General features: G+C 42.8%; 6 protein-coding genes. 2 read left to right on the top strand and 4 right to left on the bottom strand.

The annotated features are described in order from the left end of the window. On the bottom strand, positions 1-1,387 hold a 1,387-nt coding region (locus tag AACS98_RS17325; RefSeq protein ID WP_157087537.1), incomplete at its 3' end, for a serine/threonine protein kinase. 1,290 nt (positions 1,388-2,677) lie between these two features. On the opposite strand from AACS98_RS17325, the gene AACS98_RS17320 reads away from it, so the two are divergent. After that, positions 2,678-4,876 (top strand): CHASE2 domain-containing serine/threonine-protein kinase, encoded by a 2,199-nt coding sequence (locus tag AACS98_RS17320; protein WP_066382071.1) that lies wholly within the window; start codon positions 2,678-2,680, stop codon positions 4,874-4,876. Between the two features lie 213 nt (positions 4,877-5,089). Here AACS98_RS17320 and AACS98_RS17315 read toward each other — a convergent pair whose 3' ends face one another. After that, positions 5,090-5,485, bottom strand: a complete 396-nt coding sequence (locus AACS98_RS17315; RefSeq protein ID WP_066382068.1) for a tetratricopeptide repeat protein — start codon at positions 5,483-5,485, stop codon at positions 5,090-5,092. 162 nt (positions 5,486-5,647) lie between these two features. After that, positions 5,648-7,489 carry a ShlB/FhaC/HecB family hemolysin secretion/activation protein gene (locus tag AACS98_RS17310; RefSeq protein ID WP_066382064.1) on the bottom strand — a complete coding sequence of 614 codons (1,842 nt, stop codon included), beginning with the start codon at positions 7,487-7,489 and terminating at the stop codon, positions 5,648-5,650. 207 nt (positions 7,490-7,696) lie between these two features. Here AACS98_RS17310 and AACS98_RS17305 point away from each other — a divergent pair, with 207 nt between their 5' ends. Continuing rightward, a complete protein-coding gene (locus AACS98_RS17305) occupies positions 7,697-13,165 on the top strand; it encodes a CHAT domain-containing protein (RefSeq protein ID WP_066382062.1) in 5,469 nt (1,822 codons plus the stop codon). A gap of 96 nt (positions 13,166-13,261) precedes the next feature. On the opposite strand, the gene AACS98_RS17300 is transcribed toward AACS98_RS17305, so the two are convergent. After that, a complete protein-coding gene (locus AACS98_RS17300) occupies positions 13,262-14,218 on the bottom strand; it encodes a DUF928 domain-containing protein (RefSeq protein WP_232317168.1) in 957 nt (318 codons plus the stop codon). Positions 14,219-14,607: the final 389 nt, after the last annotated feature.

Genomic DNA, 14,607 nt, shown 5'->3' with positions numbered 1-14,607 from the left:
GTAGCAGTTGGGTAACGCTATCGTGATTGCCACTGGCGTAGGGTGAAGGATGTGGTGGCAACACCTCCTCTGGGGTTGGCTGTGGTGCTTCTGGTTGTAGCAGTTGGGTAACGCTATCGTGATTGCCACTGGCGTAAGGTGAAGGATGTGGTGGCAACACCTCCCCTGGGGTTGGCTGTGGTTCTATTGGTTGCGGTATTTGGGTAACGCTATCGTAATTGCCACTGGCGTAAGGTGAAGGATGTGGTGGCAACACCTCCCCTGGGGTTGGCTGTGGTTCTATTGGTTGCGGTATTTGGGTAACGCTATCGTCATTTGACTCTTGATTGTACCCTGTTTGCTGAAAAATAATAGTTTCAGCGTCAGATTGGCTAGACTCTACTGCTGGCACTGGATAGGAATGAGATTGAGGATGAACAATAATTGGTTTTTGGCTAGTATTGGTACTGCCCAGCGCAGGTTGGGTAATGGCTTGCAAAGCCTGATTTAGTTCTGCTACCGATGCAAAGCGATGATTCGGGTTCTTTTGCAGACATTTGAGGACTACAGCTTCTACTTCAGCAGATAAGTGTTCACATCCAGGTTGCTCCCGTAGAGGTTTAGGTGGCTCATAGGCATGGGCTAGAACCCAGGAAGCTTCACTAATATTATTACCTTGAATGTGGAAACCAAAGGGATCTGCTGCACTTAACATTTCATACAGAATGATCCCCAAACTATAAATATCAGCCCTGGAATCTAGATTTTCCTTGTTTTGGATTTGCTCAGGTGCAGCATAGCGAAATGTACCAATAAAGGTATAAGTGAGATGGGTCTGATCTGATGATTGATTGCGGATTTTGGCGACACCAAAATCTAAAATTTTCACCCACTCTCCCAAATCTGTAGGTACAAGAAAGATATTATCGGGTTTTAAGTCACGATGCACCACCTGAATATGCTCATGGCCGCCATCTTTTTGCAGGGTCACTCCTTGATGGGCCAAATGTAAACCCTGACACACTTGAGAGATAATACTTACGGTTCGTTCTACAGATAATCGCTTTTCACACAGTAGCAAGTGTCGCAATGTTTGACCGCGCAAATACTCCATCACATAAAATGGATATCCTTCTGGAGTGACACCACAATCAATAATCTTGACAATGTGGTCACTTTGCAAGGCCGCAGAGATTGCCACCTCCCGCTCAAAACGCTTTCTCATCTCTGGTGATGCTACCAGCGTATCTTTGAGTAACTTCAACACTACCTGCTGACCGACACGGGTATCTGTTGCCAAGAAGACTTCTCCCATGCCCCCCGCAGCTATGGGTCTGTCTATCCGGTATCGCTGGTTATCACCTACAAAGCGTCCATTCCAAAAATTTGAAGAAGGTGGGGAATTCATTTGATGGAAGCCATCCTAAATTTAATTTCAAGTTTAAACTTTTAGCCAACAGAATAATAATTATTTTGACAATATTCAACGCTACCACTTAAGCATGATAGCAAGTTTTAAGATTAATTTTTACTTCTTTTAATTTCAGCTTATGATATCACTCGCGTCAAGCCAAATTCATCATTTTGATGGTAATACTTAATCAATGTTTAAAATTTTTACTAAAAAAATTCTGGCAATTGACTTTTGATGGTATTCTAGATTGATTGGGTAAGTCTATGTAACTACATAATATACAAGGCAAACCGCACTAGATTATCCTGACTGGTTAGTAGCATCAATCAATTCTACCCTTCCCTGGTGTGATGAATAGGACTGGTGCAAGTGTCACACTCAATATCTATATGTAGGGTGCGTCATCCTGCATAAATCCTGCAAATAAACTTATGTTTGCCATCTGACGCGCCCTACCTTACATCTTGCACCAGTTGCTTTATTGCAAATAAAGTCAGGTGGGCAATGCTCACAACGTAAAAATAATGGTTAGAGCGTATTTTCAGCATTGCCCACCCTACGGTTATTGAGAATGGTGCAAGATATCAGCTACCAATGTGCCAGTTGCGTAAGTTCTGATGAAGTATCGAAATGCGCTCCTCAATACGCATTAATACAATTATCAGATGCGTTAAAATGTTTTTTCCCAGAAAACCAAAGGCTTTCCTCAATTCCAGAAAAAAGACAAAAAAGATTTTTTTACCTGATACTGTTGCGTGGCGTAGCCATAGATGCACTTGATTCTGCACTGTAGAGACTAGCTATGCTTAGAGATTATTTACAGCAGGGAACAGGGAACAGGGAACAGGGAACAGGGAATAGGGAATAGGGAATAGGGAATAGGGAACAGGGAACAGGAAAAGAGAAAAGATCAGCATCGAAAACTTATCATAAGTAATTAGCCGGACATGATATCAGCCGTAACACACCCTACTTAATATTTACTTGATAAATAGCCTCTTAGTCTCTACATCATTGATTTGATGCAACTTCATAGAGAATTGGTATTTCCTATCAATTGTGATGATTTATAACTGCAAATAACTCTATGATTATCTGCATAATTAAAGTTAATTATAAAATTACAGTATTATTTATTTTTCACCTAACTGTTTCACAAATTTATATAAGATTCTATAATGAATGATTAATAAAAAATAAAATTTGTAAACTTGGACACATAATTTCAAGAAGATAAAATAATCTAAAAAATACTTAAATTTTATCAAATATCTCCTTAGTGAAATGTTAGCAAATTTTCAGAAACTATTAAAACAGCCAGTCATTATTTCTAGTGCGATCGCCACAATTTTCATCCTGGGAGTTCAAAGACTGCAAGTGCTAGAAGCCCTGGAGTTAAGAGTTTATGACCAGATGATGCAATTGCGTACTGATCCAGGGCCAGATCCGCGTCTATTAATTGTCGCTGTCACTGAACAGGATTTGCAAAAATGGAATTGGCCTTTATCTGGGGAAGTTCTAGACCGATTGTTGGGCAAACTTGTAGAATATCAACCCCGCGCCATAGGTTTAGATATTTTTCGGGATTTACCTGTACAACCTGGCCATGAAAAACTACTAAAACGCTTACAACTAAGTGATGTTATCGTTTCTATCTGTAAACACGCCGATAGCAAAAATCCTGGTATTGCACCCCCACAAGGAACAGAACCATTCCAAGTAGGATTTAGCGATGTTGTTGAAGATACGGATGGTTTGATTCGGCGGAATCTCATATCAGTTAATGTAGATCAATCCGATAGTTGTAAAAGCCCCTATTCCTTGAGTTGGCAGTTAGCCCTGAAATATTTGCAAGTCGGAGGTATTCAGCCGCAATTAACCGCCAACCAAGAACTGCAACTACGTAATGTTGTCTTGAAACCTCTGCAAAGTCACTCTGGTGGATATCAAAATGCAGATGCCCAAGGCTACCAAATTCTCTTAAATTACCGTTCTCCTCGTCAAGTTGCCCAGCAAGTTACTGTGACAGATGTACTTTCAGGCCAGGTGAAACCGGATGTAGTTAAAGACCGCATTGTATTAATTGGTTCCACAGCACCCACTTTAAAAGATATTTTTAATACACCATTTACTTCGGGAAAAGCTGATGATTCTGGCAAGATGGCAGGAGTAGAAATTCATGCTAACATGGTCAGCCAAATTCTGAGCGCGGTTTTGAACAACGAGCGTCTGTTTTGGTTTTTACCTGGGTGGGCGGAAGTGATTTGGATAGGGGGATGGTGTGTAGTTGGGGGGTTTTTAGCCGGGCGGATTCGACATCCATTAGGCTTAGGATTGGCAGAAGGTGCTTCTTTGGCTGTTTTATTTGGCAGTAATTTTGTCATTTTTACCCTAGCTGGATGGTTTCCTGTAGTTTCTCCGGCACTGGGTTTAGTCATGGCGGGCGGTGGTGTTCTGGCTTATACTGCCTATCAGAGCAAGCAAGAACAAGAAAAAATCTTGCAACGGGTACAAGAGCAACAAGATTTAATTGCTCAGTTGCAAGCCTATGTGACTCAAGAAACCAAGATGCCCACGCAGGGCATCACCCTTGCTGCTACTGTCTATCCTGTAGGGCAAGAACTGGGATTAAATACATTACTGAATAAACGTTACAACATTACGGAAATTTTAGGTAGTGGAGGATTTGGTACTACTTACTTAGCTCAAGATGTACAACGACCGGGAAATCCTGTATGTGTTGTGAAACAGATGCGACCTAGTAACCAAGATTCACAATATCTCAGTGTCCTCAGACGGTTATTTAATAATGAAGCATATATTCTCGAAACTTTAGGTAAACATCCACAAATACCCTATTTACTAGCCTTTTTTGAGGAAAACCAGCAATTTTATTTGGTTCAGGAATTTATTCCCGGCCATCCTTTGTCTGACGAGTTAACGCCTGGGGTAACTCGCTCACGGGTTGAAGTAATCAATCTACTCAAGCAAGTTTTGCAGGTGCTAGTTTTTGTTCACAGCTATGGTGTGATTCATCGAGATGTCAAACCTGGTAATTTGATGCGGCGAGAAACAGATGCACAGATTGTTTTAATTGATTTTGGTGCGGTGAAACAAGTGCAACCGAAACAGCACCCCCAGGAGCAAGAAAATCAGACTATTGCAATTGGTACTCCCGGTTATGCCCCTGGTGAACAAATGAGTGGGGTGCCAAGACTCAACAGTGATATTTATGCGTTGGGAATTATTGGCATACAAGCTTTAACTGGGGTAAATCCAAAAGTTTTCCGCAGAGATGTCAATACAGGTATGGTAATTATTCCCGTTACTTCGGAAACTGGTGAACAAATTTGGCAGTATTGGTGGCAAAAAGCAGATACTACTGAGCAATTGACTAAAGTCCTCAATAAAATGGTACATCTTGACTTTACCCAAAGATATCAGTCAGCTGGAGAGGTGCTGAATCTTGTCCAGAGTTTATAGGGGACTGGGGATTGGGGACTGGGTAATATCAAATTAATATGAACCTGCTTAGAATCAAAGATCAAGCATAATTGAACGCAGATGGACGCAGATAAACGCGGATAAAGACAGATAAATCAATGGATTTTATAATTCTGTGCAACTTCACATAAAATTGGTATAAGAATTAATTCTTCCTTGTCTCCTGCTTCTGCACCGCAAGCACTGCTTCAGCTATAACCTATTGGTATCGTGATCAAATAGATGATAAATAGTACCTTCAGGAGCGAGATTCATGGCTGCGTTGTAATCCTCAATTGCTTTTTGCTGATTACCTAGTTTTTGATAAGTTTGACTGCGCCAATAATAAAAGAAAGCATTATCAGGATTTATACCAATGGCTTTAGTATAATCTTCTAATGCTCCTTGATGATCGCCTAATTTTTGTTGACGAAATTTTGCTCTAGCTGTATAAATTTCTGCACATTGGGGAGCAAGAGAAATTGCTAAATGAAAATGTGCGATCGCTCCCTCAATATCTCCTTGGGCAAAATAAGTATAAGCCTGTTGAATATATCGGTGGACATCTGGTTTTTGTGCGGGGCTAATTTCTTGATGATCGCTATTCACTTGTTTCGAGGTTTTTTAATAGTTTACTCAAGCCGTATCTGTTATTAGATTAACCGCATTTACTGTCATCGTCAGTATTTTAAATATCCATTTGCAAATATCCTCAACTTTTACTGATTTTTTCTGAGTTTTTCTGAAAAAACTACATCCCTGGGGAGGAGTTTAAGGTTGATAGCGTAAGCTAAAGTAAAAGCCTTCGTCTTGGATATTGTTACCCCTGCCTTGCAAATCGACGAAGGGAATAGCATAATCTAAACGCATACTCAGACGCTCAATTCCTAAAGCCTGATTCCACAACAATCCTAAGCCTGCACCGGCGAGAAAAGTTTGCTCAGGTAATTTATTGGGATTATCCGCTTGATTCCAGACAACACCCAGATCAAAAAACGGTGCTAGCTGCATTGTTGGTAATCCCGCTTCATTCCTCTGCACTACAATTCTGTTTTCTACTCCCAAACGAAAACCGTTATCACCGGCGCGGATATTTTGCCGATAGCCACGGATAGACTGTCCACCGCCAATCACGAATTGCTGGGAAGGTAATAAACTGTTGGGTGTGAGTTGCCAATCTGCTTGGATGAGTAACAAATTATCATTATTGAGTTGCTGCGATCGCTGTATTTGACCTAACCAACTAAAAAAGCGACTATCAGGGATGGGGTCTTGATTAATTGTGGCATCAAATAAGCCCACACCCAGGTTAAATTGCGATCGCAAAAACCAAGCACCCTGAAGATCACGCTTTACATAGTCTTGAGCAAACTTAATTACACTGGTACGACTCACCCCATTGTTACCAGGGCCTATACCCACACGGACGGGGGGGTTGCCAAAAAACAGAAAACTTTGACCATCCTGATAGGTAAATCCTAATGATAAAGCAAACTCTTCTCTAGTGGTTCGCCATAGCGGTTGACGATAATTAATTTCATACAAATCCTGTTCACCCTGAATGTTTAACTCCCGAAATGGTGACTCAGTGATGTTGCTGCTACTAGGTGAAACTCGGACTTGCACAGTTCCATTCATGGCATTCACAGGCATCTGATAACTAAAATCCCAGACTTCAGAACCACCTGTAAACGTCCGGTAATAAGAACCTGTGAACAAATCCCCAAATCCCGTTAAGTTCCGATAAGCCAGTTCCACCCCGAATCTTTCACCACCGACGCTAGGAGGTGAATAGTTATCAATCAAGAAGTTACTGGTAAAATTTTGCGCCTCTTGGACTCTGACAATCAACAAACTTTCTCCCACTTTACCAGTAGGACGGAGGCTAGCTTCCACATTTGTAAATAGGGGATCGAGTCGCAGTAGTCTGAGTTGTTCCTCTAGGTTAATGCCATTTAGAGGCACACCCGCGCCTAGTTGGATGCGACTGCGAATATAAGCCGGGTTGACACGTTCTGCCCCTTGAATATCAATCTCTGCCAACCGCCCCTCAATCACCTGAAGCACCAACACACCGTCTGTAGTACCAGGCTGGGGAGTGATAGGAATGGCTCTAGAATTGAGATAATTCTCATTTAAGTAAAGTTGAGTTACCGCATCAGCCGCTTTTCTCATCTCTTCCACAGTCAATTCCCGTGCTTCAAAGGGCTTGACTATAGGTGCAAAGTCATTTTGATTAAAGACGGTGCTGCCTACCACCTGAATTTGACGCACATAAAACTTTTCTGGAAGTATCGGTGTTTCTGTTGCTGGTGGTGATTGCGTCTGAGATTCTGGCTCAGGAGGGGTAGCATCTGCTGCCTGTACTATGGTAGTTGTCGGTAGATACTGATGACTATTTAACTCAGGTACTGGGTGAGGATTATTACTAGCTAGGCTACGCTGTCCATTGACAATGAATAGACACAGCGTAGGCATCATCAAGAGCAAACTCGACTGGTATCTATGAAAATTGAAATTCTTTACCCTGGGGACACAACGGAAAGCAAAATTGGCAATTCTTGACTGATTGTGGACTTCAGAGGCAATACCAATCTTTTTTCCTTTGCTCATGTCACCTCGGTAGGATGGGTTAATTTGACAAACTGGCTGATGTTGATTCTGCCCTATGCGATTGCTGTTTACGTATCTATGTATCATTTTTTAACAATTATTCTTAAAAAGATTTGTAACTAAAAAACAGAATTAAGAGTATTTTCTCGTACAAGTGATGATACCGCATTATATTCTGGTAGTAGCAGAAAACCTGGGAGTAATTCCATGTCACCACTGATCTCCATTGTTATCGTTAATTACAATCGGGAGCTTTATCTAGGCGAAGCGATCGCCAGCGTCTTACAGCAGACATGGCAAGATTTTGAGTTACTGGTGTGGGATGATGGCTCCACAGATAGATCAGTGGTGATTGCCCAAGAGTATGCCCAACAAGATAGCCGAGTGCGGGTAGTAGCAGCACCGCATCAAGGAACTGTCAAAGCCCGGAAAGCCGCCAACGCTCAAACTACCGGGGCTTATTTGGGTTGGGTAGATAGTGACGATATCCTGGCACCTACGGCTTTAGCCCAAACCGCCGCCGTTCTGAATCATCACCCAGAGGTGGGATTAGTTTATACAGATTATATAGATATTAATGCGGATGGTCAAGTGCTGGGTTATGGTCATCGCTGTCAGATTCCCTATTCTCCCCAAAGGTTATTGGTAGATTTTATGACCTTCCAATTCCGCTTATTGCGGCGTTCAGTGTATGAACAGGTGGGAGGTGTGCATATATCTGCTTCTGACTATGCCTATGATTATGATCTGTGTTTGCGACTTTCCGAAGTTACGCAAGTGGGACGAGTGCAACAGCCGCTTTACCTGTGTCGCCTTCACAATCACAGCATCTCTGCAACCAAAAGAACCGAGCAAATTCTTTGGTCGCAAAAAGCGATCGCGCAAGCATTGCAACGACGGGGACTAGCTGACAAATTTGCCATCGATGTCGAATTACCCGCAGGTCGTTTCATCTTGCGGCGGAAACCAACATGGCGAACAACTCTCACCAATAGCTTGAAGTCTGCGTTAACCCAAACGACTGTCAGCTTGGGTGTTAGCTGCATGGGAATTTTTTCCTTATGGGGAATGAATACAGCGATCGCCCAAACCCAAAACATTGCCCCCACCCCCGGCACAAATACCATTGTCACACCCAATGGCAACAGAATTGACATCACAGGTGGCACAACTTCCAGCGACGGTTTGAACCTGTTCCATAGCTTTCAACAGTTTGGAGTAAGTGCCGAACAAATAGCCAACTTCCAAGCCAACCCCGCCTTAAGAAATATACTCGGTCGGGTAACAGGTGGTAATCCCTCAATTATCAACGGCTTAATTCAGGTGACAGGGGGTAACCCTAACCTATTTTTGATGAATCCTGCCGGATTTATTTTTGGTAGTAATGCCAGTTTAAATGTTCCCGGTGCGTTTACAGCTACAACCGCCAATGGCATTAAATTTAACAATCAATGGTTGAACGCTGTCGGTAATAATGACTATGCCAACTTGGTAGGCGAACCCACCGGATTTGCTTTTACCATGAACCAGCCAGGGGCAATCATCAACGCTGGTAACTTAGCAGTGGGTACTGGGCAGAGTTTATCATTATTGGGTGGAACAGTCGTAAATACTGGACAACTCACCGCACCAGCCGGAGAGATAGTTGTTACCTCCGTACCGGGACAGAAATGGGTAAGGCTGAGTCAACCGGGAAATCTGTTGAGTTTGGAACTGGAAAACCTCACGGCTAATAGTAGCCAACCCAACAATTGGACAATTGCGATCGCCTCCTTACCAGAATTGCTCACAGTCGGTAACATCAACACAGGGTTAACAGCTAACCCTGATAGTAGCGTCACATTAACCGATGCTAACCTCACCATCCCCACCACCCCAGGCACAACCATCGTCAGTGGTAATGTGGATGTTTCCGGCACAACAGGCGGAACAGTCAATATTTTGGGGACAAACGTCGGTGTAATCAACGCTAATATTAACGCCTCCGGCACCAATGGCGGTGGTACAGTCTTGATTGGTGGCGATTACAAAGGTGGCGGTACAGTACCAACTGCCACGCAGACTTACATTAACTCAAACACTGTCATTAACGCCAATAGTCACCAAAATGGCGACGGTGGACGCGTCATTGTTTGGGCTAACGACTCCACACAGTTTTTTGGTAAGATTTCCGCCCGTGGCGGCGCAAACAGTGGAAATGGTGGTTTTGTAGAAGTATCCGGCAAAAATTTCTTAACCTTCCAAGGTTTGGTAGATGCTTTCGCCCCTAATGGTCAAAATGGTACTTTATTACTTGACCCCAGCAGCTTAACCATCATCGAAGAAGGAAGCGGTACATTTGACGAGACAATTTTTAGTGCAGATGGCAATATTTTTGAGAACGATCAAGATCCTTCTGGCACAAACACCAACACCATTTCTTGGAGTGCGCTGGCATCTTTGGGTAGTGGGGCTACGATTAATTTAGAGGCAACTGGTGATATTACTATCGAAAACATCACCGGTTCTCTCTCAGAAATTCCGAATGTCGTCGTATTAGACTTGGGCGATAGCGGCAGTTTTAGTTTAACTTCCACCAATGGCACAGTCAGATTTGTTGACACCAACGATACCATCAGAACTAATGGAGGAGCAATCAACATTGAAGGGGCTAGTCTAGTTTTAGGAAATTTGGATACAACGCCTAATAATACTGATTTCCCTGATAGCGGAGATGTGAGTTTATCCGCAGTTGGCGATATCTCAGCCGGAAATATTTTGGCTAGTGGTGATGGCTATGCAAGTAACATTACAGTTAACAGTAGTAACGGTGGCATCACCCTAGGAAACCTGGAAACTAGACCCAATTTCGATAATGGTAGCGTAGCATTTAGCGATGGCGATAATGGCAATGTGACTTTATCTGCATTTGGCAACATCTCGGCGGGTAATATTGTCGCCAGTGGTGATGGTTATGCTCCGGGTGACATTACAGTTAACAGTAGTAATGGTACTATCAGCTTAGGCACACTTGACACCAGAAGTATTCTCAGCAGCGACGGTATAATATCTACCTTCGACGATAGTGGCAATGTGACTTTATCTGCACTAGGAAACATCACAGCCGGTGATATTCTTGCCAATGTTGATGACTCTTCTTCAGTTAATACCTATTTGCCAGGCAATATCAGCGTACAAAGTACCAATGGCGATATCAATCTGGGAAATCTTAACACCGAAATGTTTGCAGGTTTTGGTTATGGCTTTGGTTATGGTACTACTGGTAGTAGTCAAAGTGGCAACGTAACAATTAATGCTATTGGCGGTAGTATTAATACAGAAAATATTAACTCAAATTTATTTCTTGGTTTTTCGAGTGGAAGCAACACTTTTACAGGAACAGGTGGTACAGTAAGCTTGACAGCCAGAAATAATATTAATGTTGCTGGTATTGATGCTTCAGCAACAGTGACTGGCTTCAGTGGATCATATTCGGCTACAGGTGGGAATGTCACTCTTGAGACTACTAATCCGGCTGGTAGTATAATTAGTTTCAACAGCATTAACACCAGTGCCGCAGCTAGCACTGCAAACACTACAGGTGGCAATGTGCGAGTTTTGACCAACGGATTGGTACAAGGACTAAGTACAACATCTACAGGTTATACCATCGACAGTGGTGAATACTTGTCTTTCGGTGCTGGTGAAGGTGCTTCTCGTTCTCCACTTCCTGGTGGGGGTCAGGTAACAATTAGACATGATGGTGGCCCTGACAACGTGCCATTTACTGTAGGTAATCTCAGTGAAAGTGAAACAGCACAGCTTGTCAATGGTACAGTAGGAGGAATTTATGCGGGTACTGATTCGCAAATCCCTCCCCCTTCCCCGACTGAATCCCCATCCTCTCCCATCAGCTTCCCAGTCTTGCCGAATGGTGGAAATGCCGAAGGCACACCCAGCAACATCACTATTACGTCTGTTAACACACCACCCACACTAACCACCAACTCCCCCATTGCCTCGAATGCTCAACCAGGAGTACCCTTTGACTTTACGTTTACAGCCAGTGTAGGGGATGTGAATCTGGATAATACTACTGTGGAGATAGATTCTATTTTGGCAGGGACACTGAGCCGAGGCGGTACAGTGTTACAGCCTGGAGACAGCCTAACTATAGGTGAGACATTAACCTATACCCCACCAGAAAATATTACTACTAGCAGCAGCATTCAGGCTTTTAGCATCAGAGCTAGTGATGTGGTTTCAGCTACAACTATACCTGTAGAGGTGGGAATACAAGTCTCTACACCCCCAACACTAGACAACTGTGAGGTTTTACCGTCTAGTTGTCAACCGCCTACTCTCCCACCTAAAACTGAAGGTACTAATCTTGGTAAACCAGTATTGGAGCGCGAAAGCAATCCAGAAAGAGACTTCACCAATAAGATTGCTAGCCAGTTAGGTGTAGCTACGCCTAAAGTCAAAACCATAGAAGATGCAATTGCGCTTGTCCGCCAGACAGAACAAACCACAGGCGTAAAACCGGCGTTAATTTACTTCAGTTTTGTGCCAGTGGAAATTGCACCCAACATAGCGACGAAGAACAACAAATCTAATCAAATATTAAACACCGTCGGCGAGAGCGATCGCGATCAATTAGAAATAGTAGTCGTCACAAGTTCAGGAAATCCCATCCGCAAACGCATCCCCACAGCCACTAAAGCCGAAGTCTTGCAAGTAGCGCAAGAATTTCGCAATCAAATAGTCAATCCCCTCAACCGCAGCACCAACGGTTACTTAAAGCCATCTCAACAACTTTATAGTTGGTTAATTGCGCCACTAGAGGCGGAATTAAAAGCTCAAGGTATTGATAACCTCGTCTTCTTGCCAGATATTGGCTTACGTACAACGCCAATGGCAGCACTTCACGATGGTAAACAATTTCTCGTCGAGAAATATAGTCTGGGCTTAATGCCTAGCCTGAGTTTAACTAACACCGTTTACACCGACATTAAACAATCCCAAATTTTGGCTTTGGGAATTTCTCAAAGCACTCAGGGACAACAACCATTACCAGCTGTTCCCTTTGAATTATCCACTCTCGTCTCTAAACTCTGGCCTGGCAAATTGTTGTTAGATCAGCAAGCGACATTAGAAAATCTGAAACGGGTTCGTAGTCAACAACCCTTCGGCATTATTCATCTAGCCACCCATGCCGACTTTATTCCCGGCCCCTTGAGCAACTCCTATATTCAATTATGGGATGATAAATTACGCTTAAACCAATTACGGCAATTACGGTTGAATGAACCCCAAGTTGAGATGATAGTGCTGAGTGCTTGTAGAACTGCTTTAGGTGATGAAGAAGCAGAAATTGGCTTTGCCGGTTTAGCTGTACTCGCCGGGGTGAAAACCTCGATTGCTAGTATGTGGGCAGTCAACGATGCTGCTACGGCGGCTTTGATGACAAAATTTTATGCCTCCCTCAAGACTGCACCCATCCGTGCAGATGCCCTCAGAACCGCTCAGGTAGCTATGGCTAAAGGACAGGTTTATCTGAAAAATAGTCAGTTGCAAGGTTTAGAAGCAGTTCAGGGCTTACGTTTGCCTGCTGAGAGTGTTGTTGAAGAAACCGATTTACAGCTCACTCATCCTTATTATTGGGCTGCATTCACAATGGTGGGTAATCCTTGGTGATTTCATACCCTTCAAATATCCTCTAAAATTTGTAGGGGCGCAAGCCCCTACCTCATCTATCAGCCGCATTCTTGTTGCCAATTGAGATCAGCTATTTTAATTTTCGGTAGTACAACAAGATAATAGTGGCTTGTTTGCCACAGTATCCAGTTCTACTGATTTCAACAAGTCCGTCCAATATTTCTGAACTTGGCGATCGTTGGGACGTTCGCGGCGTAAATTAGCTATAACACTGAGAGCATTTTCCCACACTCCAGCTGTTGCATAAAGAATCGCCTGATCTAAAGGTTGGGTTGTTTGCTGTATCTGCTCAGACAGGTTTTCGTCTTGCACACGCTCAATTTTACCTTGTAGGAATAGGTCTTGATCACGATTACGATAATCGCAAACCATAGAAAAAGCCCAAGTATAATTTTTACCTGTCTTTAATGCTGGTTGATCCGTCGGGATAGTTACACTCACAATCCCTCCTTGTTCAACAGGTTTCAAACTTTTTTTATACAAGGTTTCCATACTTTCATTATCCCGCAACAGAAATTCCAAACCTTGTATTGGTTTAACAGTTTCAGGAATGTAGAAAAAGAATGTGGGATGCTCTGCTGTCGTTAGTTGGGCTTCTTTGCTTGTCGGTATCAAAGGAATGGCAGTCTTTCCATTTAAGAAGCAATTGCCTCTGGTGGCAGCAGTTGCTAATCTACCAGGTTTACCCGGAACAAACATAATCAGACTTCTGCGCTGCTCAATGTAACTACTGACATTCCTCACCGCTATAGTGGCATACTGATCGTTAGGTTTGATTTGTAGTGCTTGCTGGAAATATCCTAAAGCCTTGCGATAGTTTCTGCGTCTAGTTTCTGTATAACCAAGTTGCATATATTGGTCATAATCGGAGTTTGTTTGTGCTATTTGCACAACCTGATCTACTGCCAAAACCTGCGTCTGACTGACAAAATCTAAAGGTAGACATACTAAACCAGCAAACAGAAAGTTTGTCCAAAATCTAAGTTTCATGGGATACATATTTACTGCTACTAATATAGTGTTGTTAATCACATAAATATTGCGACTTATAGGTTTTTCAATTCCCACACCACACTAGAATATAATACGTAATCTTTGGTGCTTATGTTCCCGATTTTCACTGCTTGCTCATGTAGCGGTTAGCGAATTTATACCTATAATCATAGGTATTTTTTCAAAAAATGAGATTATACTATATAACACTCTCATTAGCAAGATACTGTACCCAAATTCAGAGGAGGAGCGGGTTGAGCGAGATCACGATTAATGGTTGGTAGCATTTGTTAACTCGCCCCTACCACGCACTAGCGTTGCCAAGTATTGGCTATCTCCCCCTTACTTACCAAAACTCTAGACAACATTGTTACATTCTGATACGCTTATATCCAAGGTTTTTGAGAAAGTTTATTGATAATATCATC

This window comes from Anabaena sp. CA = ATCC 33047 (assembly GCF_963870205.1).
Lineage (GTDB): Bacteria > Cyanobacteriota > Cyanobacteriia > Cyanobacteriales > Nostocaceae > Trichormus.
The sequence above is the reverse complement of the archived record's forward strand: the minus strand, read 5'-3'. Positions and strand labels throughout refer to the sequence as shown.

What these genes read in the sequence shown, in the direction of transcription:
- AACS98_RS17320 (WP_066382071.1), top strand. Translation starts at nt 2,678, where the DNA reads ATGTTAGCAAATTTTCAGAAACTATTAAAACAGCCAGTCATTATTTCT.
- AACS98_RS17310 (WP_066382064.1), bottom strand. Translation starts at nt 7,489, where the DNA reads ATGAGCAAAGGAAAAAAGATTGGTATTGCCTCTGAAGTCCACAATCAG.
- AACS98_RS17305 (WP_066382062.1), top strand. Translation starts at nt 7,697, where the DNA reads ATGTCACCACTGATCTCCATTGTTATCGTTAATTACAATCGGGAGCTT.